Source organism: Nonomuraea sp. H19, from assembly GCF_052068215.1.
GTDB lineage: Bacteria > Actinomycetota > Actinomycetes > Streptosporangiales > Streptosporangiaceae > Nonomuraea.
In genome coordinates, this window is the sequence record NZ_JBQHCV010000011.1 from 102,612 (window position 1) to 124,829 (window position 22,218).

The 22,218-nt window shown below is 68.8% G+C and carries 26 protein-coding genes and 2 pseudogenes; 15 read left to right on the top strand and 13 right to left on the bottom strand.

Going from position 1 to position 22,218, the window contains the following annotated elements; translation table 11 throughout:
• The first annotated feature begins 187 nt into the window (after positions 1–187).
• The 5 genes from ACTMTI_RS24910 (at position 188) to ACTMTI_RS24930 (ending at position 4,921) form a co-directional block, all read left to right on the top strand.
• Positions 188–1,405, top strand: a complete 1,218-nt coding sequence (locus ACTMTI_RS24910) for a sensor histidine kinase (protein WP_441122915.1) — start codon at positions 188–190, stop codon at positions 1,403–1,405.
• A gap of 40 nt (positions 1,406–1,445) precedes the next feature.
• The gene (locus ACTMTI_RS24915; protein ID WP_441122916.1) at positions 1,446–2,102 is read left to right on the top strand and encodes a response regulator; all 657 of its coding nucleotides are present in this window, start codon (positions 1,446–1,448) and stop codon (positions 2,100–2,102) included.
• A 134-nt stretch (positions 2,103–2,236) separates the two neighbouring features.
• Positions 2,237–2,596, top strand: a complete 360-nt coding sequence (locus tag ACTMTI_RS24920) for a VOC family protein (RefSeq protein WP_441122917.1) — start codon at positions 2,237–2,239, stop codon at positions 2,594–2,596.
• A gap of 153 nt (positions 2,597–2,749) precedes the next feature.
• Positions 2,750–4,009 carry a carotenoid oxygenase family protein gene (locus tag ACTMTI_RS24925; RefSeq protein ID WP_441122918.1) on the top strand — a complete coding sequence of 420 codons (1,260 nt, stop codon included), beginning with the start codon at positions 2,750–2,752 and terminating at the stop codon, positions 4,007–4,009.
• Between the two features lie 30 nt (positions 4,010–4,039).
• The gene (locus ACTMTI_RS24930) at positions 4,040–4,921 is read left to right on the top strand and encodes a GntR family transcriptional regulator (RefSeq protein ID WP_441122919.1); all 882 of its coding nucleotides are present in this window, start codon (positions 4,040–4,042) and stop codon (positions 4,919–4,921) included.
• A 183-nt stretch (positions 4,922–5,104) separates the two neighbouring features.
• On the opposite strand, the gene ACTMTI_RS24935 is transcribed toward ACTMTI_RS24930, so the two are convergent.
• Complete coding sequence (locus ACTMTI_RS24935; RefSeq protein ID WP_441122920.1) at positions 5,105–5,488, bottom strand: STAS domain-containing protein; 384 nt, start codon at positions 5,486–5,488, stop codon at positions 5,105–5,107.
• Positions 5,489–5,671: 183 nt separating this feature from the next.
• Between ACTMTI_RS24935 and ACTMTI_RS24940 the strand changes: the two are divergent.
• Positions 5,672–5,830, top strand: a pseudogene (locus ACTMTI_RS24940) (FluC/FEX family fluoride channel); the annotation flags it as partial.
• Positions 5,831–6,002: 172 nt separating this feature from the next.
• A complete protein-coding gene (locus tag ACTMTI_RS24945; RefSeq protein WP_441122921.1) occupies positions 6,003–6,362 on the top strand; it encodes a DUF190 domain-containing protein in 360 nt (119 codons plus the stop codon).
• A gap of 235 nt (positions 6,363–6,597) precedes the next feature.
• Here the strand turns inward: ACTMTI_RS24945 and ACTMTI_RS24950 are convergent, their stop codons facing one another.
• On the bottom strand, positions 6,598–7,707 hold the full coding sequence (locus ACTMTI_RS24950; protein ID WP_441122922.1) for a flavin-containing monooxygenase: 1,110 nt from the start codon (positions 7,705–7,707) through the stop codon (positions 6,598–6,600).
• 243 nt (positions 7,708–7,950) lie between these two features.
• Between ACTMTI_RS24950 and ACTMTI_RS24955 the strand changes: the two genes are divergently transcribed.
• From ACTMTI_RS24955 to ACTMTI_RS24970, 4 genes are read left to right on the top strand one after another with little or no spacing between them, the layout of a single operon-like run.
• A complete protein-coding gene (locus ACTMTI_RS24955) occupies positions 7,951–8,298 on the top strand; it encodes a metalloregulator ArsR/SmtB family transcription factor (RefSeq protein WP_441122923.1) in 348 nt (115 codons plus the stop codon).
• A complete protein-coding gene (locus ACTMTI_RS24960) occupies positions 8,295–9,341 on the top strand; it encodes an ArsO family NAD(P)H-dependent flavin-containing monooxygenase (RefSeq protein WP_441122924.1) in 1,047 nt (348 codons plus the stop codon). The genes ACTMTI_RS24955 and ACTMTI_RS24960 overlap by 4 nt, the downstream gene beginning before the upstream one ends.
• Before the next feature lie 43 nt (positions 9,342–9,384).
• A complete protein-coding gene (locus tag ACTMTI_RS24965) occupies positions 9,385–9,696 on the top strand; it encodes a hypothetical protein (RefSeq protein ID WP_441122925.1) in 312 nt (103 codons plus the stop codon).
• Complete coding sequence (locus ACTMTI_RS24970; protein ID WP_441122926.1) at positions 9,693–10,142, top strand: MerR family transcriptional regulator; 450 nt, start codon at positions 9,693–9,695, stop codon at positions 10,140–10,142. The genes ACTMTI_RS24965 and ACTMTI_RS24970 overlap by 4 nt, the downstream gene beginning before the upstream one ends.
• 182 nt (positions 10,143–10,324) lie before the next feature.
• Here ACTMTI_RS24970 and ACTMTI_RS24975 read toward each other — a convergent pair whose 3' ends face one another.
• From ACTMTI_RS24975 to ACTMTI_RS25000, 6 genes are all read right to left on the bottom strand, one after another.
• On the bottom strand, positions 10,325–10,723 hold the full coding sequence (locus ACTMTI_RS24975; RefSeq protein ID WP_441122927.1) for an arsenate reductase ArsC: 399 nt from the start codon (positions 10,721–10,723) through the stop codon (positions 10,325–10,327).
• A 140-nt stretch (positions 10,724–10,863) separates the two neighbouring features.
• Positions 10,864–11,544 (bottom strand): arsenate reductase/protein-tyrosine-phosphatase family protein, encoded by a 681-nt coding sequence (locus tag ACTMTI_RS24980; protein ID WP_441122928.1) that lies wholly within the window; start codon positions 11,542–11,544, stop codon positions 10,864–10,866.
• A 48-nt stretch (positions 11,545–11,592) separates the two neighbouring features.
• Complete coding sequence (locus tag ACTMTI_RS24985; RefSeq protein ID WP_441122929.1) at positions 11,593–12,306, bottom strand: MIP/aquaporin family protein; 714 nt, start codon at positions 12,304–12,306, stop codon at positions 11,593–11,595.
• The gene (locus tag ACTMTI_RS24990) at positions 12,303–12,686 is read right to left on the bottom strand and encodes an ArsR/SmtB family transcription factor (RefSeq protein WP_441122930.1); all 384 of its coding nucleotides are present in this window, start codon (positions 12,684–12,686) and stop codon (positions 12,303–12,305) included. The genes ACTMTI_RS24985 and ACTMTI_RS24990 overlap by 4 nt, the downstream gene beginning before the upstream one ends.
• 250 nt (positions 12,687–12,936) lie before the next feature.
• A complete protein-coding gene (locus ACTMTI_RS24995; RefSeq protein WP_441122931.1) occupies positions 12,937–13,170 on the bottom strand; it encodes a hypothetical protein in 234 nt (77 codons plus the stop codon).
• Positions 13,171–13,218: 48 nt separating this feature from the next.
• The gene (locus tag ACTMTI_RS25000; protein ID WP_441122932.1) at positions 13,219–13,545 is read right to left on the bottom strand and encodes a hypothetical protein; all 327 of its coding nucleotides are present in this window, start codon (positions 13,543–13,545) and stop codon (positions 13,219–13,221) included.
• 478 nt (positions 13,546–14,023) lie between these two features.
• Between ACTMTI_RS25000 and ACTMTI_RS25005 the strand changes: the two genes are divergently transcribed.
• The 3 genes from ACTMTI_RS25005 to ACTMTI_RS25015 all read left to right on the top strand — a co-directional run bounded on the left by ACTMTI_RS25005 (position 14,024) and on the right by ACTMTI_RS25015 (position 17,054).
• Complete coding sequence (locus ACTMTI_RS25005) at positions 14,024–14,647, top strand: DUF2975 domain-containing protein (protein ID WP_441122933.1); 624 nt, start codon at positions 14,024–14,026, stop codon at positions 14,645–14,647.
• Positions 14,647–14,880 carry a helix-turn-helix domain-containing protein gene (locus tag ACTMTI_RS25010; RefSeq protein ID WP_441122934.1) on the top strand — a complete coding sequence of 78 codons (234 nt, stop codon included), beginning with the start codon at positions 14,647–14,649 and terminating at the stop codon, positions 14,878–14,880. The genes ACTMTI_RS25005 and ACTMTI_RS25010 overlap by 1 nt, the downstream gene beginning before the upstream one ends.
• Positions 14,881–15,302: 422 nt before the next feature.
• Positions 15,303–17,054: a S1 family peptidase gene (locus ACTMTI_RS25015; RefSeq protein ID WP_441122935.1), complete on the top strand. Its 1,752-nt coding sequence runs from the start codon at positions 15,303–15,305 to the stop codon at positions 17,052–17,054.
• Positions 17,055–17,204: 150 nt separating this feature from the next.
• On the opposite strand, the gene ACTMTI_RS25020 is transcribed toward ACTMTI_RS25015, so the two are convergent.
• From ACTMTI_RS25020 to ACTMTI_RS25030, 3 genes and pseudogenes are all read right to left on the bottom strand, one after another.
• Entirely contained in the window at positions 17,205–18,083 is an 879-nt protein-coding gene (locus tag ACTMTI_RS25020; protein ID WP_441122936.1) for a DUF72 domain-containing protein, read from the bottom strand.
• Between the two features lie 51 nt (positions 18,084–18,134).
• Positions 18,135–18,413: pseudogene (locus ACTMTI_RS25025) on the bottom strand (GNAT family N-acetyltransferase); the annotation flags it as partial.
• A gap of 75 nt (positions 18,414–18,488) precedes the next feature.
• A complete protein-coding gene (locus tag ACTMTI_RS25030; protein ID WP_441122937.1) occupies positions 18,489–18,995 on the bottom strand; it encodes an NUDIX hydrolase in 507 nt (168 codons plus the stop codon).
• 130 nt (positions 18,996–19,125) lie between these two features.
• On the opposite strand from ACTMTI_RS25030, the gene ACTMTI_RS25035 reads away from it, so the two are divergent.
• On the top strand, positions 19,126–20,202 hold the full coding sequence (locus ACTMTI_RS25035; RefSeq protein WP_441122938.1) for a calcium:proton antiporter: 1,077 nt from the start codon (positions 19,126–19,128) through the stop codon (positions 20,200–20,202).
• Here ACTMTI_RS25035 and ACTMTI_RS25040 read toward each other — a convergent pair whose 3' ends face one another.
• Positions 20,203–20,949 (bottom strand): ABC transporter permease, encoded by a 747-nt coding sequence (locus ACTMTI_RS25040; protein WP_441122939.1) that lies wholly within the window; start codon positions 20,947–20,949, stop codon positions 20,203–20,205.
• Complete coding sequence (locus ACTMTI_RS25045; RefSeq protein WP_441122940.1) at positions 20,930–21,871, bottom strand: ATP-binding cassette domain-containing protein; 942 nt, start codon at positions 21,869–21,871, stop codon at positions 20,930–20,932. Before ACTMTI_RS25045 ends, ACTMTI_RS25040 begins: the two co-directional genes overlap by 20 nt.
• Between the last annotated feature and the right edge of the window lie 347 nt (positions 21,872–22,218).

Below are 22,218 nucleotides of genomic sequence, written 5' to 3' on the forward strand. Positions count from 1 at the left end.
GCGCGGGTCTCGGCCGGATCCAGGGATAGGCGCCATGGCCGCGAGCGAGGAGAACAAGCCATGTGCGACATGGGGACACGCCGACCCGGGTCTGGAGCGGTACGGGTCGAAAGCAGGGTTCGCGGCAGGCGAGACCGTACTTTTGGCCGGTTCAGGGAAGGGGATCGGCGGGCCTAGCCTGAAGCGCGTGAACGGCCGGGATCAACTGGACGGGCGCCCAGAGGGCGAGGCCGGCGCCCGAGGTGTGCGGATGGCGGCCGAGGTCGGGCTCGGGACCGTGTTCGCCGGTCTGCTCGCCTTCTGGGCCTATCAGGTCGCGGACAGTTGGGGCGGCGGCTACTGGCGGTTCGGGTGCGTGGCCGGGGCGATCGTGTGCGGGCTCGCCCTGACGCGCCGGCGGGGCCGGGTGTGGGCGGCGGTCGCCGGCCTGGCCGTCGCGGTGGCCGCCATCCTGGCCTCCCGGTTCGCCGACCTGCCGGGCGAGCCCGGTCCGGCCATGGCACTGGCCCTGTCCGTGCTGGTCGGGTCGGCGGTCAGTGCGCTTCCGGTCCTCCCGGCCTGCGCTGTCGCGGCCGGTGGGCTGGCGGTGGCCGCCTGCAGCCTGCTCACCGCCCACCCGTCCGCCTCCGCCCTGCCGCCCGTGACGGTGCTGAACACCGGCGCATGGCTCGCCGGGGTCGCGATCGGGCTGTGCTCACGGCTGCTGGCCGCCCACCGCCGGACCATGGCCGAGGCCGCCCGCCACCACGAGCGCCTCCAGCTCGCCAGGGAACTGCACGACGTCGTCGCCCACCACGTCACCGGCATCGTGCTCCAGGCCCAGGCCGCCCAGGTCCTCGCCCGCAAGCAGCCGGACCGGCTGGGCGGCTCCCTGTCCGGCATCGAGACCGCCGGCTCCGACGCGCTGGCCGCCACCCGCCGCCTCGTCGGCCTGCTGCGTGCGGCCGCCCCGTCCACGCCGCCTCACGAGAGCCTCGCCGACCTGGTTGAGCGCTTCGACGGACCCGAAGTACGCCTGCGCCTGCCCGGCGGAGAGGAGGAGTCGGCCTGGCCACCCGAGGTGAGCAGCACCGCCTACCGGGTGGTCCAGGAGTCGCTGACGAACGTCTCCCGCCACGCCCCGCACGCCCGCCGCGTCGAGGTCATCGTTGCCCGGGAGCACGACATGGTCACGGTGGAGGTCTTCGACGACGCCCCGCCCGCCCCGGCACGGCGCCACCGCCGCGGCGGGTACGGCCTGCTCGGCATGCGCGAACGCCTGGAGGCCCTGGGCGGCACGCTCCGCGCCGGTCCGCGCCCGGGGCCGGGCGGCTGGTCCGTGCTCGCCACCCTGCCCCTGCCCACCCGCTCGCTCATCCGCCGGCCTGGCCGGAACGTCGATGACCATCCCGGGGAGCGGCCATGACCATCCCGGAAGGGCTGCTGACGACCCGGCGGGGGCGCCCATGACGATCAGCGTCCTGCTGGCCGACGACCAGGCGATGGTGCGCGCCAGCCTGCGCGTCATCCTCGAGGACCAGCCCGGCATCGAGGTCGTCGCCGAGGCCGCCGACGGCGACGAGGCGGTCACCCTGGCCCGGCGGCTGCGCCCGGACGTGTGCCTGGTCGACATCCAGATGCCCCGCCTCGACGGCATCGAGGTCACCCGCGCCCTGGCTGGGCCCGGCGTGCCCGCCCCACTGCGGGTGGTCGTGGTCACCACGTTCGATCTCGACGAGTACGTCTACGGCGCGCTCCGGGGCGGCGCCGTCGGCTTCGTGCTCAAGGACGCCGGACCGGACCTGCTGGTGGAGGCCGTACGGGCGGCGCACGCCGGGGACGCGCTCATCTCCCCGTCGATCACCGTGCGGCTGCTGCGCCACATGACGTCCTCCGGCGCCCCGGCCGCCCGCCGGCCCGCGCAGCCGCTGTCGGAGCGGGAGACTGAGGTCGTCCGGGCGATCGCCAGAGGCCGCACCAACCAGGAGATCGCCGCCGAGCTGTTCATCTCGCTCAGCACGGTCAAAGGCCACGTCTCCGCCGTCCTGGCCAAGCTCGGCGTCCGCAACCGGGCTGAGATCGCCTCTTGGGCCTGGGAGAGCGGCCTGATGGGCACCTGGTGAAGTCCACGCCGCCCGGATGAATCCACATCGATCACCTTGGGCCGCGACGACTTCGTCATCGTGCTCGCACAGCGCTGAGAGGATCGCCGAAATCGGGTCGCGCGGATGGCGGCCGCGGAGTTACTTTCGGCGGCATGCGACTCAACCACCTCGCCTTAGCCGTGCGCGACATCGAGCGGTCACGGCGTTTTTATGAGAAGCACTTCGGTTTCGGCGCCGGTCCCGCGAGCGAGTACCCGGACGACACCGTGATCATCAGGGATGCGGACCGCTTCGATCTCGCGCTCCATCCGGATCCCGATCCCCGGAAGATGCCTGACTTCAGCCACTTCGGGTTCGCCTGCCCAGACGGGGCGGCGGTCAACCAGCGGCTGGACCTGCTGACCGCCGAAGGGGTGCCGATCGTGGAACGTTACGACGAGCCCCGCTTCAGCAGCTTCAAATGCCTCGACCCGGACGGCTACGTGATCGAGGTGTACTGGGAACCGGCGTAGTCCGCCGGGCGCGCCAGGTGCGCTGGACGTCGGCCGCCAAGTCGACCACGCCGACGACGTGTCCATCTCCGGGATGTGGCCCTGCACTAGTGCACAGCAGGGTATTTTTCGCGCCTGCCGGGACTTGGACCGCCCGATGCGTACGGTGTCAACATGAAGTATCTGGAAGGGCCTTTCGCGCCCGTCACTGAAGAGGTCACCGCCTACGATCTGCCCGTCACCGGCCGGGTCCCGGCCGAGCTCAACGGTCGTTACCTGCGCAACGGGCCCAACCCGCTGGGCGTGGAGGATCCCATCGTGCACATCTGGGGCACGGGCCAGGGCATGGTGCACGGGGTGCGGCTACGTGACGGCCGCGCCGAGTGGTATCGCAACCGCTTCGTGCGCACACCGGGTTTCGCGCCCATGGTGCACGTGATCGAGCACGCCCGGCGTACCTTCGCCCTGCTCGAGGGCGGCGCGCCGCCCGCGGAGCTGGACGCGGAGCTGAACACCGTGGGCGTGTGTGAGCTGGGCGGGACGCTGGAGGGTTTCACGGCCGGGGCGCATTCCAAGCGCGACCCGCTCACCGGCGCGCTGCACTCGCTGTCGTACATGCTGGGCCTCGACTTCGTCCAGTACATCGTGACCGACGCCGGCGGAACCGTCGTCCAGACCACCGTTGTCCCCATGACGCGGACGCCGTTCATGCACGACTTCGCGCTCACCGAGAACCACGTCGTGTTGTGGGACACCCCGCTGGGCTTCGACGGGTTCGACTGCCGGTGGCTGCCGGGGCACCCGACCCGGGTCGGGGTCATGCCGCGAACGGGAGGCGACGTGCGCTGGCTGGACATCGACCCCGTCCACGTCAGCCACACCCTCAACGCCTACGACGACGGCGACTCTGTCGTGGTCGACCTGATCACCGCCGAGGGGCCGTTCGACCCCGCCGACCCCGGAGCGATCCGGCCCGCACTGGACCGCTGGACGATCTCGCCGGACAAGATCGACCAGCGGCGGATCGATGACCGGCCGCAGGACTTCCCGCGCGTGAACGAGGCGCGTACCACCCGCCCGTACCGATATGGCTACTCGGCCGCGACCGCCCTGTACGGGATCCCGTTCGCATCCGAGGGCATGCCGCCGGACGACGCCTTCACCAACGCTCTGGTCAAGCACGACCTGGAACGGGGGACGGCCGAAGTGCACGGGTTCGGCAGAGATGAGGCGGTCGGGGAGGCCGTGTTCGCCGCCGTGGGGGAGGAGGAGGACGACGGATACCTGCTCACGTATGTGCACAACCCGGAGCGGGACGCCAGCGACCTGGTGATCCTTTCGGCGCAGGACTTCACCGGTGAGCCCGTCGCCCGCGTCCACCTCCCGGTCAGGGTGCCGCTCGGGCTGCACGGCAACTGGTTGCCCGACCACTGACGGTCTTGGACGCGTGGCAGAGTTGACCTCGTGAACGATCCGTGCCCGCCGTACCTCAGGATCGTCGCCGACATCCAGCGGCGCATCGCCGACGGACGGTTGCGGCCCGGCGACTCCATCCCCACCACCAGGGCGATCATGCGCGAATGGGGCGTCGCGATGGCGACGGCCACCAAGGCGCTGACCGCGCTCAAGCAGGCCGGCGCCATCGAGTCCGCGCCGCGGGTCGGCGCTGTGGTCGCCACGCGGGGCCTGCCCTCACGCTCGGCCGGAGGGCTTGAACGCGACCGCATCGCACGGGTGGCCATGGAGATCGCCGACACCGACGGCCTGGCCGCGGTGTCCATGCGTGCGGTCGCGGCCAAGCTCGGCGTCGCCACCATGACCCTCTACCGGCACCTCGGCGCCAAGGCCGAGCTCACCCAACTGATGGCCGACGCCGCGTTCGCCGAGATCGAATACCCGCAGCCGCCGCCGGGCTGGCGCTCCCATCTGCGGGTGGCCGCCCAGCTGCAGTGGGCGGCCTACCATCGCCATCCCTGGTTGCCGCGGGTGGTGTCCATCACCCGGCCGGACATGCTGCCAGGGCTGGTCGCGTACGGGCTGTGGACCCTCCGCGCGCTCGACGGCGTCGCCCTCGACCCGGACACCCGGCTGCACGTCTACGCCACGGTGGTCAACTACGTGCGCGGGACCGCGGTGAACATCGAGAGCGAGGTCGGCGCCGCACTGGACACCGGGATGACCAGCAAGCAGTGGATCACGGCCCGCCTCCCCATCGACGGGCCGCTCATCGCGCAGGTCACGGAGCCGGGCGCGAACCTCGACCTGGAGTCGCTGTTCGCGTTCGGCCTCGAACGCCTGCTGGATGGCCTGGCCACCGTGGTCACCCCCAGGGAGACCCGCCGCTGACCAGTGCCAACGCCCATCGCACCATTATTTGCCGTACGTCACAGAGCGCGACGTTGGGGTCCCAGGAGACCTGACGGCGCAGATCGGGCAAGACTGCAGTCACCACGGTCTTACCGTGATCCCGTGTCGGGGGTCAGATTTCGGGATCGGTGCTCATCTGTTGATCTCGAAATAAGTTGCTTGCTAGTAAGAGAACAGAGCCGATGAGTTGCCTCTGGTGGCACGGACCTGAGCGGAGGGCCGTGCAGGGATGTCGGCGGTGATGGTGAAGGCCTGAACCAGGCCGGTGATGTTCAGGACACGGCGCAGCAGGCCGTGCACGTGGACCAGTTCCATGGCACCGCCGGCGGCGGTGAGTTTCCGGTCGGCTCGGAGCAGCGTCCGTAGCCCGTGGGAGTCACAGAAGGTCAGGTCGGCGGTGTCCACCGTGAGATGTTGCCGACCGGTATTGATCACCGTGTCGATGGCAGGCGGGACCAGAGCCGAGGAGGAGGCGTCAAGTTCGCCGTACAGGGTCAGCACGCTGTGGGTGGGGTGATGGACCAGGTTTACCGTGAGGACGGTCATACCGGGTGTCCGATCCGCGGTGCGAGGGAAATCGTCATGGGCATGCAAACCGCATGCTGGACAAGTCACCGCCAGAAGGATCCCCACTATAGCGTGTCCGTTCAGTCGGCCATGATCATCAGTTTCCTCATGGCGCGCAGGCTGGTGATCTCGGCGATGGCGTCCGGAACTGGAGATGGCCTCATGCGACAGGCCTTCCCGCATCCACCCGGTGAGTTTCCGTGGGCGACTTTCGCCATCAATGTGGCCGGCTGCCTGCTGATCGGGGTGCTCATGGTGGCCATCACCGAGATGTGGGAGGCGCCTGCGTGGGTAAGGCCGTTGCTGGGCGTCGGCGTGCTGGGCGGGTTCACCACCTTCTCTGCCTACATCGTCGATGTCGGCCAGTTGCTGATGGCGGGCGCGCCGCGCTGCTGTATCTGGCGGCCACACCGCTCATGGCGTTGGCAGCCGTGTGGGGCGGCAGCGAGGTCACCCGATCCGTGGCCCGTTGGAGGGCTGGGAGGAGGCGGGCATGAAGCTGGAAGGGTCCGCGCTTCGGCTGACCGTGTTCGTCGGCGACACCGACACCTGGCATCATCGGCCGCTGTACCACGAGATCGTGCACCGGGCGCACGTCGCCGGGCTGGCCGGCGCCAGCGTCTTTCGCGGCATGGAAGGCTACGGCGCCTCCAACCGCGTCCACACCACCCGCATCCTGTCGCTGTCGGAAGACCTGCCGGTGGCGATCATCATCGTGGACGCCGGGGACAAGATCCGCGCCTTCCTGCCCGAGCTGGACGAACTGGTCACCGAGGGACTCGTCATCCTGGATGAGGTCGAGGTGATCCGCTACGTCGGCCGCCGCACCCCTGCCGAAAGCGACCGGTCATGACGGCCGTGCTGCTGGTAGCGCTCGGCGCCGCCGTAGGCGCGCCACCGCGCTACCTGGCCGATCGCGCCGTTCAGGCCCGCGTCGCGAGCGCCGTGGCACTCTGACGGCCGTCTAACAGCTGCACATGCCCCACTGGCGTACCGATGCCGCGGCGGCGGGGCCGGCTTCCAGGACGACGAACGGCAGACCCCGGGCGGCCAGGTGAGCGGAGCGTCACTCCGGGAGCCGTCCACCGCTACACGCCCGCGCGAAGGCGGCGCGCGCCCAGGCGGCTCTTCAGCTTGCCGACCAGGTAGCGGGCGTCGCGGCCGACTCCGCGCAGGCTGTTGGAGGCGGGGTTGCGCTGCCATTCCAGCCCGAGGAAGCCGAGTCCGGGATGGGTGGTGGACAGGCCCCGGTCGTGGCGCGGGTAGCCGCTGTCATCCAGGGCGCCGAGCCCGTCCAGGTAGTCCAGGTGCGGCCGGTATCCGGTGGCCAGCAGCACCACGTCGACGTGCTCACGGCTGCCGTCGGCCCACACCACCGCGTCGCCGTCGAGATGGGCGAACATCGGGCGCCGGTCGACGCGGCCGTCCCGCAGCGCTCGGCGGTAGATGCCCTCGTCCAGGACGGGGCCGGTGGGCGGAGTGGCGACGAGCCGAGCGGGCAGGCGGTCGAAGCCGGTGACCTTGAACCAGAAATGCACATCCTTGCCCAGCGGGCGCTGGTCGAGGAAGCGGATCGGTGCCCGGGTGGCCAGTGTCACCGTGGCGGTTTCGGCGAGTTCGTAGGCGATCTGGACGGCGGAGTTGCCGGCGCCGACCACGATGATCCGCTTGCCCGCGTGCGGCTCGGGACTCTTGTACGCGGCGGCGTGCATGATCTGCCCGGTGAAGTCCGCCTGGCCCTGCAGGAGGGGCAGGTGCGGATTGTCGAAGGAGCCGGTGGCGGCGATCACGCCAGGCGCGGTCAGCGTGGTGCCGTCGGCGAGCCGTACCGTGAAACCCTCCCCACCGGCCTGTCCACTGGCTTCCACGGCGACCACGTGGGCGCCGGTACGGATCTCCACGCCCAGGCGGGGGAGGTCGCGAGCGTAGCGGGCCAGGTAGGTCACCACCTCGTCGCGGTGCGGATAGCGGTCCGGATCGCCCGGGAAGGCCATGCCGGGCAGGCAGCTGTTTCGGGCCGGGGAGAACAGGGTGAGGCTGTCGTAGTAGCGCGGCCACGAGCCTGCGGCCTGCTCGCCGGCCTCCAGAACGACGGGGTTCAGCCCAGCGTCCAGCAAGATACGGGCCGCGGCCAGGCCGGACTGGCCGCCACCGATGACCACGACATCATGGGTCCGCAGCGCGTCAGGAGAAGTCACGACGCGCATCATATCCTCAAATCAAGAAATGACAATATGATGGGAGCGGTGATGCTCGCATCGCTCAAGCGTTGAGCGCCCTGCGGGCCGCCCTGTGGGCGTGCTGCCCGCCCACCGACTGCTCGGCGAGCACCTGGCAGGCGGAGCGATGGGCGCAATGGCATCGGCGGGCACGACCGCCGCGATCGCGCTGCGCCGTACCATCGCCTATAATTTCGATGTATTTCGAATCAGGGGGGTTGGATGACCGCGGTCACGATCCAGTGCTGCGCGCCGATCGCGCGTGAACCGCTGTCGGAGAGCGACGCGGCCGAGCTCGCGGTCATGCTCAAGGCGGTCGCCGACCCCGTACGGCTGCGCCTGCTGTCGATGATCGGCTCGCATGCGGGCGGCGAGGCGTGCGTGTGCGACCTGACTGACGCCTTCGACCTGACCGCCCCCACCATCAGTCACCACCTCAAGGTCCTGCGCACCGCCGGCCTGATCGACGGTGAGCGGCGCGGCACCTGGGTCTACTACCGGATCATCCCGGAGGCGGTGAACAAGCTCGGTGCCCTGTTCGCCCCGCTGTCCGAGCCCGTCTCCGCGTGATCCGCCTGGTTGACGTCCTGGTCATCGGCGGCGGCCAGGCCGGGCTGGCCGCCGGCTACTACCTGCGCCGCGCCGGAGCCGACTTCGTGATCCTCGACGCCCAGGATCGCCCCGGCGGCGCGTGGCGGCACGCCTGGCCGTCCTTGCGGCTGTTCTCGCCCGCCCAGTACAGCTCGCTGCCCGGCCGGATGATGCCCGCCCTGCCCGGCGGCGGCTATCCGAGTGCCGCCGACACGGTCGCCTACCTGGCCGACTACGAGCGGCGCTACGAACTGCCCGTGCTGCGGCCGGTGCAGGTCCATGCGGTACGGCGCGGCGGTGAACGCCTGACGGTCGAGACCGACGCCGGCACCTGGCAGGCCCGGATCGTCATCAGCGCGACCGGCACCTGGTGGCGACCGTACGTCCCGCATTATCCCGGCATCCGCGACTTCCAGGGCAAGCAGCTCCACACCGTCGGCTACCGCGGCCCCGAGCCGTTCCACGGCCGACGCGTCGTGATCGTCGGCGGCGCCAACTCCGCCGCGCAGATCCTGGCCGAGGTCTCCACCGTCGCCGACACCACCTGGGTCACGCTGCGCCCGCCCCGCCTGCTGCCCGACGAGCTCGACGGGCGGGCGCTGTTCGCGCTGGCCACCCGCCGGACCCAGGGCGGGGACGGCATCGGCGACCTGGGCGACATCGTCGCCGTCCCACCCGTCCGCGAGGCCCGCGACCGCGGCGTGCTGAAGGCCGAGCCCATGTTCCGCCGGATCACCCGCGACGGCGTAGCCTGGCCCGACGGCACCAGCCTGGCCTGCGACGCCATCATCTGGTGCACCGGCTTCCGCCCCGCCCTCGGCCACCTGGCCCCGTTACGCCTGCGCGGCCCGGGCGGCCTCCTCCCGGTCGAGGGCACCCGCGCCATCGGCGAGCCCCGCCTGTACCTGCTCGGCTACGGCGACTGGACCGGCTCGGCCTCCGCCACCCTGATCGGCGCCGGCCGCACGGCTAGAGACACCGTCGCAGAGATCATGCGATCAGGGCTTGCATCCGGTACCTAGGTACAGCCTTACCGTCGAAGCAGGTCCACACAAGGAGGCACCGATGAACTGGGTCCCCGAAGACTGCACGCTTCCGACAGCGGAGCAGCCCCTGCGCGTCGCCGAGTTCGACGCGCTGTTCACCGAGGCGCTGCGCGGCGTCGAGCGGATCGACAATACGCACCTGCGGCTGCGCCTGGACGGAGCCGACCACGTCGAGCGCACGGCACGCGAGCTGACCGCCCGCGAGACATCATGCTGCTCCTTCTTCACCTTCACCTTCGACCGCACAGCAGAAGACCTCACCCTCGACGTGCAGGTCCCACCCGCGCACGCCGCGGTGCTCGATGGCCTGGTGGCACGGACGGCGTCATGAGCAGGAGCTGGCTGCGCACCAGCGAGGTCGCCGCGGCAGCAGGGGTGAACAACCAGACCCTGCGCTACTACCACCGGCGAGGTCTGCTGGCTGAGCCGGTGCGCAGCTCCGGCGGTCACCGGCTCTATCCACGCGAAGTTGTCACCGTTCTGCGTGTCATCAAGGCGGCCCAGCGGCTCGGCTTCACCCTGGAAGAGGTCGCGGAAGTGATCGACGCCGGTGCCCATCGCCACGGCCGGCGCGATCACGGGCTGCAGGCGCGCGCGGCGGCCAAGCTTACGGAGGTCGAGCAGAAGATCGCCGACCTGCAGACCATCCGCGAAACGCTGCTCGCGGCGGTCGATGCGGGCTGTGACGACCTGAGCGTCTGCGCCTCCAGCCCCTGTTGCCCCCTGCCGCTCGCCGATCTCGCGGAGAGCGCGGTCGACCATGAGGCCACCGCGTAAGAAGGCCGCCGGGCCCGCTTGATCAGACGGTCGTAGTCCAGACGCTGCCCGGAGTCGGTGGTGACGGTGCGCTCGGCAGGCTCGATGGTCACGGCTCGCTCGCCGAGCCGCAGGCTGAGGCCGGTCGCTTTCAGGTCGTCCTGAGTGCGGTGCGCGAGGTCGTACGCATGGAGGGTTCCCTCCTAGCCCAGTTCCTTGATCAGTTTCTCGATGCGGGCGCGGATCTCGTCGCGGATCGGGCGGACGGCCTCGATGCCCTGCCCGGCGGGGTCGTCGAGCTTCCAGTCCTCATACCGCTTGCCGGGGAAGATGGGGCAGGCGTCACCGCACCCCATGGTGATCACCACGTCGGAGGCCTCGACCGCGTCGACGGTGAGGATCTTGGGCTGCTCGGCGGTGATGTCGATGCCGACCTCGCGCATCGCCTCGATCGCGACCGGGTTGACCTGGTCGGCGGGCGCTGAGCCCGCGGAGCGGACCTCGATCCGGTCTCCCGCCAGATGGGCCAGCCAGCCGGCGGCCATCTGGGACCGGCCGGCGTTGTGGACGCAGACGAACAGGACGCTGGGCTTGTCGCTCACGCGGAGGACTCCTTCTCTTGCTGGTTCGGTCTTCAGGTTGCGGGGACGTTGAGTTCGTCGAGCAGCCGGCGGGTGGCGGTGAGCAGGGCGTGCTGCTGGTCGACGGACAGGTCCGGGTGGCGGTGGGCCTGCGGCATGGCTTATTCCTCGGGGGGATGGATGGCGGGTGCCAGCCGTTGGACGCGGTCTGCCAGGTCGGTGTAGGCGCGTTCGAAGGCCTCGTCGCTGCCGGTGCGTACCGGGTCCGGGATGGACCAGTGCAGCCGGTCGACGTCGGCGAGCTGCTCGTGAGCGGCGTCACAGACGGCCACGACCAGGTCGTCGGGGTGCAGTGTTTGATCCACGTGGCGGGTCGCGGCGTGGCCGAGGTCCAGGCCGTGGCGCGTGGCCAAGGCGAGGGCGCGGGGGTGGATTCCCGGTGCGGGCTGGGTGCCGGCCGAGGTGGCCGGCACGGCGCTGGTACGGCTCCACAGGGCGGCGGCCAGCTGGGAGCGGACGGCGTTGTGGGTGCAGACGAACACGATGCGGGGAGCAGGACGGGCCGCGGCGGGCACCAGGCCGGACAGCGATCGCGGGACGAGGCGCAGATAGGTGCGCCTGCGGTCGCCTTCTGACCGGCGGCGCTCGACGACGCCCGCCTCCTGCAGCAGTTTCAGGTGGTGGGCGAGCAGGTTAGTGGGCAGGCCGAGCACTCGGCCGAGCTCGCCCGGGGAGGCGTCGCCCAGCAGCAGCCGGTCCACGATGGCCAGGCGGCCCGGGTCTCCGAGCGCCGCGTGCACCTGAGCCCGGGTCCCCAGCGTGGAAGACCCGTCAATGTTCATTGAGTCAAGAATTATTGAGCTATCTGGTGGCGTCAAGTGGCCCGGTGCTCAGGGCGCGTCTTGATGGGGTACGACCGGCTCTGCGGTTCCCGGTGCAGGACGGCCGAACAGGCCGTGCACCAGCACCATCCCGATAACGCCGCCGACCGATTGCGCCGCGATGAAGCCGGGCAGCGAGGCCGGCGCGATGCCGGCGAAGGTGTCGGAGAAGGCCCGGCCGATGGTGACGGCGGGGTTGGCGAAGCTGGTGGAGGAGGTGAACCAGTAGGCCGCCCCGATGTAGCCGCCCACCGCCAGCGGGGCGGCGGCCGTGCGACCCGATCGGGTCAGGCAGAAGATCACCAGCACCAGGCCGGCGGTCGCGACCACCTCGCCCAGCCACAGATGCGGACTCGATCGCTGCGTGCCCGACCAGGCGATCACGGGCTTGTCGAACATCGCGTTGGCCAGGACCGCGCCGCCGATGGCCCCCAGCACCTGGGCGGCGACGTAGCCGCCGAGCTCGCTGCCGGACAGGCCTTGCCCGCTCTGGCGTCCCTGCCACCAGTCGGCCAGCGACACCACCGGGTTGAAGTGGGCACCGGAAACCGGACCCAGCACGACGATGAGGACGGCCAGGCCGAAGACGGTGGCGGTGGAGTTCTCCAGCAACTGAAGGCCCACATCGCGCGGGGACAGCGTCTGGGCCATGATGCCCGACCCCACCACCACCGTCACCAGCAGCGCGGTGCCGAGGAACTCGGCCAGCAGCCGGCGCTTCACCGATCCGCCTCAGCGGCCGCCTCCGCAGCAGCCTCCACGGGTGCCGCCGCGGGTGCCGCCAGTAGCGCCGACAACTCGGCGAGCCTTTCGGGCACGATCCGGTAGTACACCCAGGATGCCCGCCGCTCGCTGGTCAGTAGGCCGACGTCTTTGAGCACCTTGAGATGGTGGCTGATCGTTGGCTGGGCCAGCTCGAAACTCGCCGTCAGATCGCACACGCACGCCTCACCGCCCTGGTGGCTGGCCACGATCGACACGATGCGCAGCCGTACCGGATCGCCCAGCGCCTTGAACACCCGCGCCAGCCCCGCCGCCTGATCCTCGCTCAGCGGCTCGCGGGCCAGCGGCGAGCAGCAGTCCAGGACCCCCAACATATCCATAGGTGTCAATATTCACGCCCATGGATATCAGCAGGGACACGCCCTGATGAACCTCGGGTGGACAACGACGCCACGAACCCCGCCTGCTGTGTTCGCCGGACCATCCCGCTGCGGTGACGATTCCCTGCGCCGGGCGTGGAGCCGGATCGGCTCCCGCGGCTAGCCGGTGGTCAGTCGCATCCGGCACAGCGGGGCTCGCGAGGCCGTGTGGGCGGTGGTGTGCTCGTGCTCACGGTCGCATGCCGCCCAGCTACGGGCAGGAAACGCGGTCGACTTTCCAACCAAGGAAGTTCGGGACCAGATAGGTGTCGTAATGACGGCCGTCCCTGATTTCAGAACTGACGTATCGACCGCCGAACGGAGCCAGATCCGGGCAATAAGGCCCTTCGGTGCTCAGCGTCTGCGCGTGGGCGGCGTTTGCGGACACGATCAGGGTGATGAAAAGTGTTCCGATCGCGGAGCCGATTAGGCGTCTGGCCTTCATTTCCGAGCCTTTCCCTTGGAGTTCGAATATTTCATGGTGTGACGGTCGCTAGCGAGTGCCGGTCGCCGACGGGCTGCGAAGGACGTAGAGATTCCCGTACAGGAACAACACGTCGGCGTGTCGGCGCAGCACGTCATGACAGACATACGACGCCCACAGGCCTGCTTGAACCCCTCTTTGTCCTTCGTCCTCGCACCATTGGCCGCCGCCGAGGAAGGATTTTTCGTAGACGTATCCGGGTGGCGGTTCCCAAGCGGACACCGATGTCTGACGGTCGCCGGCCGTATCCATCGCGGCGCCGGCGGCGTGGCTTGATGCCGTCACGCCGGCGATGGAGGCGGCAAGGACGGCGAGAAATTTGCTAAGTTTGCGCACGGCTTTTCTCCTCTTTCAAGGAAGCAGATTTCTCTTTCCCCCGGAAGGTGTTGGATCTGCCTGAGATCGACTGTTGCATGCCGAAATATAAAAGTCCATGGAATGACAGGATGGTGGCAGGATTATGGCAGGATGATGCAGGTTTTCGCCGGGGTGATCGTCATCCCATTGTTTGAGCGATTCGCCGCTCTCGACGCGGTCGGTCCGTTACGAACTGCTCAGATTCCTGCCGGATGCCGAGATCGTGTTCGTGGCAGCGAGTCCAGTCCGGTGCGACCGCGGGACGGGTTCGTGACCTGTATCGGGACGACAGGGGCGGGGGTGGGGCGCCCTTGACGCCTTATCGTTTATCGGTACTATCGATCAACGATAACATCGATGAACGATGCGGAGCTGCACTATGTCTCTCGACAGATCCACCCCTCTGAGATGGACGGCGATCACCGTCCGTGTCGTCCTGGTCCTGTTCGCAGCAGTGATGATCTACGAGATCGGGCGCGCGGCCCTGACCGGCGGAGTGAACGCATGGGGCTCCCTCGGCACCCAAAGCCTGGTCTGTGCGCCCTCACCGGGTATCTCCCGCGTAGAGGGCAACATCACCGAGGATCCCGAACGCCTGAAGGCCGTGAAAGCGAGAGGGGACGTCGGCTACGACCACTACCCCGTGAACAAGGGGACCGAGTTCGCCCATCCGATGCCCCAGCTCTGCAAGGACGATTCCAGCTTCGCAACGCAACTGCTGTATCAGTCCGCACGCTTCGCCACCTCACTGGTACTACTTGTCGCGCTCTTCCTGCTCGACCGGCTGATCAGGGGCGCACGGCGGGAAAGTGGTTTCGATGAGGTGGTCGTCCACAGGCTGTGGTTCCTCGGCGTGTTCCTTGGCGCGGGCACGCTTGCGTCGTCGCTCTACACGACTGTTGTAGAGACCGGCCTGGCCCAGTCGATGGTGGCCGGCGCCATCAGGAATTTGTGGGAGATGGCCCTGGCCGGCTGGACGATCCCGTGGGCGTACCTGATCGCCGGGCTCGGGCTCGTGGTGATGGCAAAGGTCGTCCGCGTCGGCGCGCACATGCGCGAGGAACTCGAAGGAACCGTCTGATGGCCCCTGTGGAAAACCCCGAGCACGCCATCGAGGTGCACCTCGACCGGCTGCTCGAAGAGCGTGGCATGACGCTGGTCGAACTGGCCGACAAGGTCGGCATCACCAACGTGAACCTGTCGATCCTCAAGAACAACCGCGCCAAGGCGATCCGGTTCTCCACGCTGAGCAAGATCTGCGAAGTCCTCGGCTGCCAGCCCGGCGACCTGCTGTCCTTCACACCCCGCTCCTAGCGAGATGACGCGTGGCGCGCAGGCCCTGGAGAAATGGGGAGATCGTCGCCTGCGCCGGCGAGGACGGCGTCTTGCGCCTGGCCCCGAGCCCTTCCCCCGCACCCTCTGCCACGTGCCGTGAAGGGGAGAAGAGCGTTTCTCGGAACGCCGTCGGGCCGCAGGGCCCAGCAGGTCCGCCCGGTCCTGGGGCCGGTGAGACCTACCGGTCCGTCGCCAGAGGGGGCGCCTGACGGCGACGCGCGTTTCCAAGGTCACCTATTCCTCCAAAGCTAGTAGCATCCCCTCAGCGGCGCCCGCCGACAGTCTCGTACGGCGCGTTGGGGACCGGCTCGGCCCGGGCGCCCCCAAGTCGGCTCCAAGCCACCCACAAGAGCCGGCCTTCACCATTTCCGACTGTGAGCGGAAAATTTAGGAATAGGTTCATGAAGATCGCCGCAGCCGCGGCGGTTGTCATGGCGGTCATGCTGCCCGCGCTACCGGCTGCGGCTGACGAAGCGCCCGATGAGCGGCCCGACGTGCCTGTCGGCACGTGGCTGGCCGCGCGTACCCAGCCCGCGGTCCAGCTGACCAGCTTCACCTACACCGCCACGGTCTCGGTGCCGTCCAACGCGATCGACGAGGCCGCGTACAACCAGCTCATCCAGCGGGGCGCCGCCGCCGTGGCGGCCGGCAAGATCTCCTCGGACGAGCGCAGCATCGCCAAGTGGGTGTTCCAGGAGATCGCGGCCAACGTGGACACCTACGTCTCCGAGGCCACCCCACAGCGTACGGTCGAGGCCGAGGTCGGCGGCATGTGCACCGGCTGGTGGATCACTCCTGACGGGTACATGGTCACCGGAGCGCACTGCGTCCAGGTCGGCGAGACCGAGCTCAGTCAACTGTTCGCGCAGCAGGCGCTGAAGAAGTTCAACGAGCAGGACGCCAAGGAGATCATCAGCGGCCTGGGTGACCTCAGCAACGACGAGGAGATCCTCAAGCTCGCGCAGCAGATCTACGTCACGTTCAACACCAGCCACATGAAGATCGGCAACCTGAAGCAGAGCCTGTCGGTGATGCAGAGCCTGCCGGGTGGTGGCGTGGACAAGACCGCCAAGGCGGTCCCGGCCGAGCTGGTGTCGGTGGGCGAGAGCTACCCCGGCAAGGACTTCGCGCTGCTCAAGGTCAACGGCCAGCAGAACCTGCCGACCTTGCCGCTCGGCGACGACTCCGACGTGCGTACCGGTGACACGCTGTACATCAGCGGCTTCCCTGGCCTGGTCACCAACACGCCGTTCTTCAGCCTGGAGTCGAAGCTGGAGCCGGCGCTGACCGAGGGCCCGTACAACGCCAAGCGCACCACGCAGAGCGGCGTGCCGTACATCCAGACGCAGGCGCCCTCCTACAAGGGCAACTCTGGTGGCCCGGTGTTCAGCAAGGACGGCAAGGTCATCGGCATGCTGATCGCCGGCACGGTGAGCGAGACCGGAGAGGCCTCGGAGAGCGAGAGCTTCGTCCTGCCGGTGGGCATCATCAAGGAGAAGCTCGGCGAGAAGAACATCAAGCCCGCCCAGGCCCTCACGACGACCCGGTACAACGAGGCGCTCAACGACTTCTTCCGGAACTACTACGAGGACGCGCTGCCGAAGTTCCGCGAGGTTCAGGCACTGTTCCCGAACCACCCGTACGTGGCCAAGTACATCAGTGACACCCAGCAGGCGATCTCCGCGGGCAAGGACGAGTCGCCCAAGTCGATCCTGCTGTGGGTGCTGATCGGGGGCGGCGTGCTGGTCGTCATCGTGATCATCGCGGTCGTGGTCAAGGTCGTCGGCAAACGTCGGCGCTCCCGCCCCCAGCCGCCCTACGGCTCGCCCTCGCCCGGCGGCGGGTACGGCGCGGTGCCGCCGCCTCCGTGGCAGCAGCTCCCGGCGGGCCAGGCCCAGGTGTCGCCTCCGGTGCAGCCGGCGCACGGGGCGTACGGACAGGGCGGCTACGGGCCTGGCGGATACGCCGCCGGTGCCGGTGGCTACGGAGCCGCGCCGCACGGATCGGCCCCGCACAACGTCAATGGGCAGTACGGAGCCGGTCAGTACGGTGCCGCGCCCCCGCATGGCCAGGCTCAGCAGCCCCTGGGGGACCAGACCCGCGCCGTCCGCTACGGCCAGTTCACGCCTCCGCCGGAGGGCCAGTCCCGCTAGAGCCGGTCCTTAGGATCTGCGGATAGTGGGTGGCAGGTTGTCACGCTCAACGGTGTCGATCGGTGGCGCGGCGCGCCACCGATCTCGGCCGGCGGCCGGCGGTGGGACTGCGGGCCGCCCGCCGCGCGACATGCCTGCGGTTCCAGGGCGTCACTCGAGCGGGATCAGGCGGGCCAGCTGCGCGGCGTTGACCTGCGCGTAGTCGCGGTAGCAGTTGTTCATGAGGATGTGCGTCGTGTCGGCGTCCTCGGCCAGCCGCCGTAGTTTGGGCGCCCACTCCCGCAGTTCCTCCTCGTTGTAGAGATAGCCGAACCGCTCGTGGATGTCCTTGCTGGTCCATTTCGCCGAATGGCCATGAAATCGCACCACGGCGAGGTCCGCGGTGACGGCGAGCACGGGCGGGATGGAGTCGGGGTAGCCCTGCGGCATGTCCACACTCACGTACGGCAGTCCGTACGAGGTGAGGAAATCCAGCGTCTCGGCCTGGTTCTCCTCGCTCATCCAGGTGTGGTTGCGGAACTCGACGCAGATCCGCAGTGGAGCGCAGCGCGCCTTGCAATCCAGGATGTACTGCTTGTTGCGCTTACCGATCGGAAACCACCGCGGAAACTGGAAGAAGATCGCTCCCAGCCTGCCCGAGTCGTGCAACGGCGCCAACGCCGCGAGGAAACGGTCCCACACCTGCTCGGCCAGCTGTGGGTCCACGTCGCGGAGGTAGAGGTTCTTCTTGGTGTCTCCGAGTCGTTCGCGCAGGTCCTTGTACAGCGCCGCAGGCTTGGTCGGATGCTGGGTCAGTAGCGAGAACGCCTTGATGTCGAAGGTGAATCCCGCGGGTGTGCGGTCACGCCAGAGTGAGACCGTGCTTTCCGCGGGGGGCGAGTAGTAGGACGAATCCACCTCGACCACCGCGAACTGGCTCGCGTAGTAGGCCAGCCTCTCTTGCGCGGACGTGGCCTCGTCGGGATACCACCCGGACGCCAGCAGGGTTTTGTCGGTCCACGAAGCGGTCCCCACCAGGATGCGGCCCATGTCCGGACCTGTACCCGAACCATTGCCGTCGAGACGCGGCCTTCCGGCTCGTCAGAGCGGTTGTTCGAGGAATCGCTTCATCGGTGCGAACCCGGCCGCCTCATAGAAGGCCAGTGCCTCGGTGTTGAAATCCCAGACGTCGGTGATGAAACGGCGGCATCCCGCTTCGCGGCCCGCCGCTCGGACTGCCTCCAGGAGCGACGTTCCCGCGCCGCGGCGGGTGGCTTCGGGGTCGATCGCGATTTGATCGAGGACGATGAAGGAGTCCTCGTGGAGGATCGTGCTCTCAGTGCGGTGCGTGATCGTCGCGAGCGCGTATCCGACCGCGTGTCCATCGTTTTCGTCCGATGTTCAAGATCTTATCGAGTAAGGGGCGTGGCAGGCCAGTGCCCCTTCAGCGCCGATCTACTGCGGGCCCAGCAGCGCGAGCCACGTACGGTCCCCGCACACGCGGGCGATCTCCTCGTACGGGAGCCAATCCGCGTGCGTGCTCTCCGAACCGGCCGGCGGGCGCGTCGGAGCGCCTGGGCCCGGCAGGACCCCGCGGAACATCGCCATGTACGTCAACGGCGCGTAGCGGTAGTCGGCGGGCGGGGAGTCCAGGAGTTCGATGCGCTGCCAGGCGAAGACGGACAGGGCTGAGGCGGGCAGGCGTAGTCCGGTTTCTTCGTAGAGCTCCCGGACTGCGGCGTCGATCGCGCTCTCGCCGGGGTCAAGGTGGCCGCCCGGGATGTCCCAGCCGCGACCCTCCCGGTCCACGCAGGTCATGAGCGTCCTGCCGAGCCCGTCCGAGACGAACACGAACGCCGACGTGGTCCGATCCAAGGGCGGGAGGGTACGGGAGAGGAAGACGTCCAGACGGTGCGCCACAGGGATCCAGGGCACGGTGCTCGTCGTGACCAGTTGCGTCATAGGTAACTCTCATTCGCGCCTAAAAGGGATGTCAAGGCATGATCAAGGGTGAAGCCCTTGTTGTCCACTCAAGAAGACCTTGTCATCCAGTGAAGGATGAGGCAGCACCCTGTATATGATCCGTAACGCTTTGACGTCATGGCAAGTATCCCTTCCCGTACTGGCGATGGCCGGGCTGGCCTTCTCCTGGGGCCGCGAGCTCCCGGCCGCGCCGGCGATCATCCTGGCCCTGCTGCTGGCCGGCGCGGTGCTGGCCGCCGTGCACCACGCCGAGGTGATCGCGCATCGCGTGGGGGAGCCGTTCGGCTCCCTGGTGCTGGCCGTCGCGGTGACGGTGATCGAGGTGGCGCTCATCGTCAGCCTCATGATCTCCGGAGGCGAGCAGACGGGAACGCTGGCCCGCGACACGGTGTTCGCGGCGGTGATGATCACCTGCAACGGGATCGTGGGGTTGTCACTGCTCACCGTCACGCTGAAGCGGCGGATCGCGGAGTTCAACGCCGAGGGGACGGGCAAGGCCCTGGCCACGGTGGCCACGCTGAGCACGCTGAGCCTGGTGCTGCCCACGTTCACGACCAGCGCGCGCGGACCGGCGTTCTCGCCCGCGCAGCTCGCCTTCGCGGCAGTGGTCTCGCTCGCGCTCTACGGCTTGTTCGTGGTCACGCAGACGGTGCGGCACCGCGACTACTTCCTGCCGGTCGCCAGGGACGGCGCGTCGATCGCCGCCGAGGAGCACGCCCCGCGGCCTTCCGGGCGCACGGCGCTGGTCAGCCTCGGGCTGCTGCTGGTGGCGCTCGTGGCGGTGGTCGGCCTGGCCAAGGTGGAGTCACCGGTGATCGAGCTGATGGTGTCGTCGGCCGGGTTGCCGCACGCCGTCGTCGGCGTCATCATCGCGCTGCTGGTGCTGCTGCCCGAGACCATCGCCGCCGTCCGCGCGGCCCGGCGCGACCAGGTGCAGATCAGCCTCAACCTGGCGCTGGGGTCGGCGATGGCCAGCATCGGGCTGACCATCCCGGCCATCGCGGTGGCGTCGATCTGGCTCGACGGACCGCTGCTCCTCGGGCTCGGCGGCACGCACCTGGTGCTGCTGACCCTGACGGTCGTCGTCTCGACGCTCACCGTCGTGCCCGGCCGCGCGACGCTCATGCAGAGCGGAGTGCACCTGGTGCTGTTCGCCGCCTTCTTGTTCCTGGCGATCAATCCCTGATCAGACGACGCCCTGGCGCATCGCCCGGTTGCCCATATACAGGCCGACCGCGGCGATCACGCAGGCGGACGCGGTGCCGTACAGGATCGAGGGGTTGGCGAGGTCGCCGGCGAAGAGGGCGCGCTGGGCGTCGACGATGTACGTCACCGGGTTGAACTGTCCGATCGTGCGCAGCCACCCCGGAGCGGTCTCCAGCGGGAGCAGCACGCCCGACAGGAGCAGCAGGGGGAACATGATCGACTGGCTGACGATGTAGAACAGGGTGCCGGCGGGGGCCGACTTGATGGCCAGCACGAACGAGAGCGCGCCCAGGCCGACCCCGAAGACGACCAGCTGGGCCAGGCCCGCCAGCACGCCCGCCGCGTACAGCTCGAAGCCCAGCGGAAGCGCCGCCAAGACGATCAGCACGGACTGGACCAGCAGCACGATCATCGTCTTCATGGCCTTGCCCACCAGCATCGCCGTCCGGTTGAGCGGCGTGACCAGCATGCGCTCCATCGAACCGCCGATCAGCTCCACGAGCAGCGTGTAGCCGGCCCCCATGGGGCCGGTCAGGCACATCATGACGAGGATCCCGGGCACGAACCACTGCCACGACGAGCCGACCGCCCCGTCCAGCAGTGCCCCGAACAGGAACAGGAACAGCAGCGGCTGTCCCATCTCGAAGATCAGCTCGACGGGATTGCGCAGGGCGGGTTTGAACTCCCGGGAGAAAACGGTGGCGGTGTCACGCAGGAATGTCGTCATCGGCGAGGCTTCTTCCGGTAAGAGCGAGGAACACGTCATCGAGGGTGGGGCGGGCGGTTTCGGCGGTGGCGACCTTGATGCCGGCGCCGTCCAGGATCCTGAGGTAGTCGGGCAGCGCGGCGGCGGCGTTGGAGACCCGCAGGCGCACGGTCGTGCCCGTCGCGGTCCCGTCGCCGATCTCAGCGGCTCCGCGCGCCTGCTCCTCCGTGCCGGTGGTGATCATGATGTGGTCGCCGGCGAGGTCGTTCTTGAGCTGCTCGGAGGTGCCGTCGGCGATGATCTCCCCGTTGTCGATGATCACCACCCGCTCGGCCATGCTGTCGGCTTCCTCCAGGTAGTGGGTGGTGAGGAACAGTGTCGTCCCGTACGTCTCCCGCAGCCGGAGGATGTGCGCCCAGATCTCGGCGCGGCTCTTCGGATCCAGGCCGGTCGAGGGCTCGTCGAGGAACAGCAGGTCGGGGCGGTGTACGAGGCCGAGGGCGATGTCGAGACGGCGGCGCTGGCCGCCTGAGAGGTTGCCGGGCGCCCGCTTGGCCAGCGGTTTCAGGTCCAGCAGCTCGAGTAGTTCGTCGGCGCGGGCCGCCGCCTCCTTGGCGTGCAGGCCATAGCACCGGCCCTGGGTGACCAGCTCGTCGCGGACCAGGAAGTTCTCGCCCGCGCTGTTGCGCTGGCCGACGTAGCCGATGCGGGCGCGTACGCCTGCCGGGTTCCTGGCCACGTCGTGGCCCGCCACCAAGGCGGTGCCGGAGGTGGGCGGCAGGAGGGTCGTGAGCATGCGCAGGGTGGTGGACTTGCCCGCGCCGTTGGGGCCCAGGAAGGCCACGAGCTGGCCGGCTTCGACGTCGAGGTCGATGCCGCGGACGGCCTCGACGGTCTCCTTTTTGATGGTGAACACTCGGGTGAGCGCCCGGGCGTGGATCATGGTGGCTCCTGCGGGCATGGCGAAGAAACCCCAGGTCAGGGGCTCGATTGAGGATCGAGTTCAGTTTGGCCAGGAAAAACGGGGTTTGGCAAACGCGAATGTGACGTTCATGAACCGCCCCCACCTGCGGAAACATCGTTTCCAGCGACAGTTGACGATGGCGATTTTTGGGGTTCTGAAGTGCGGTTTCTCGGGCATTAGTAAGAAATTTCGGTAGGCCGTTTCGCGAAGGCCCCGCACGCTGGGCGCGGCGGCGGGGGAGAGCCTGTGGACGCTGCCGGCCAGGGCCGGGCGCGGTGCGGTGCTGGAGAGTCCGTGGCCGGCGCCGCTGCGGCCGGTCGTCGTCG

What these genes read in the sequence shown, in the direction of transcription:
- ACTMTI_RS24915 (WP_441122916.1), top strand. Translation starts at nt 1,446, where the DNA reads ATGACGATCAGCGTCCTGCTGGCCGACGACCAGGCGATGGTGCGCGCC.
- ACTMTI_RS24920 (WP_441122917.1), top strand. Translation starts at nt 2,237, where the DNA reads ATGCGACTCAACCACCTCGCCTTAGCCGTGCGCGACATCGAGCGGTCA.
- ACTMTI_RS24925 (WP_441122918.1), top strand. Translation starts at nt 2,750, where the DNA reads ATGAAGTATCTGGAAGGGCCTTTCGCGCCCGTCACTGAAGAGGTCACC.
- ACTMTI_RS24935 (WP_441122920.1), bottom strand. Translation starts at nt 5,488, where the DNA reads ATGACCGTCCTCACGGTAAACCTGGTCCATCACCCCACCCACAGCGTG.
- ACTMTI_RS24945 (WP_441122921.1), top strand. Translation starts at nt 6,003, where the DNA reads ATGAAGCTGGAAGGGTCCGCGCTTCGGCTGACCGTGTTCGTCGGCGAC.
- ACTMTI_RS24955 (WP_441122923.1), top strand. Translation starts at nt 7,951, where the DNA reads ATGACCGCGGTCACGATCCAGTGCTGCGCGCCGATCGCGCGTGAACCG.
- ACTMTI_RS24965 (WP_441122925.1), top strand. Translation starts at nt 9,385, where the DNA reads ATGAACTGGGTCCCCGAAGACTGCACGCTTCCGACAGCGGAGCAGCCC.
- ACTMTI_RS24970 (WP_441122926.1), top strand. Translation starts at nt 9,693, where the DNA reads ATGAGCAGGAGCTGGCTGCGCACCAGCGAGGTCGCCGCGGCAGCAGGG.
- ACTMTI_RS24980 (WP_441122928.1), bottom strand. Translation starts at nt 11,544, where the DNA reads ATGAACATTGACGGGTCTTCCACGCTGGGGACCCGGGCTCAGGTGCAC.
- ACTMTI_RS24990 (WP_441122930.1), bottom strand. Translation starts at nt 12,686, where the DNA reads ATGGATATGTTGGGGGTCCTGGACTGCTGCTCGCCGCTGGCCCGCGAG.
- ACTMTI_RS24995 (WP_441122931.1), bottom strand. Translation starts at nt 13,170, where the DNA reads ATGAAGGCCAGACGCCTAATCGGCTCCGCGATCGGAACACTTTTCATC.
- ACTMTI_RS25005 (WP_441122933.1), top strand. Translation starts at nt 14,024, where the DNA reads ATGATCTACGAGATCGGGCGCGCGGCCCTGACCGGCGGAGTGAACGCA.
- ACTMTI_RS25010 (WP_441122934.1), top strand. Translation starts at nt 14,647, where the DNA reads ATGGCCCCTGTGGAAAACCCCGAGCACGCCATCGAGGTGCACCTCGAC.
- ACTMTI_RS25015 (WP_441122935.1), top strand. Translation starts at nt 15,303, where the DNA reads ATGAAGATCGCCGCAGCCGCGGCGGTTGTCATGGCGGTCATGCTGCCC.
- ACTMTI_RS25020 (WP_441122936.1), bottom strand. Translation starts at nt 18,083, where the DNA reads ATGGGCCGCATCCTGGTGGGGACCGCTTCGTGGACCGACAAAACCCTG.
- ACTMTI_RS25030 (WP_441122937.1), bottom strand. Translation starts at nt 18,995, where the DNA reads ATGACGCAACTGGTCACGACGAGCACCGTGCCCTGGATCCCTGTGGCG.
- ACTMTI_RS25040 (WP_441122939.1), bottom strand. Translation starts at nt 20,949, where the DNA reads ATGACGACATTCCTGCGTGACACCGCCACCGTTTTCTCCCGGGAGTTC.
- ACTMTI_RS25045 (WP_441122940.1), bottom strand. Translation starts at nt 21,871, where the DNA reads ATGATCCACGCCCGGGCGCTCACCCGAGTGTTCACCATCAAAAAGGAG.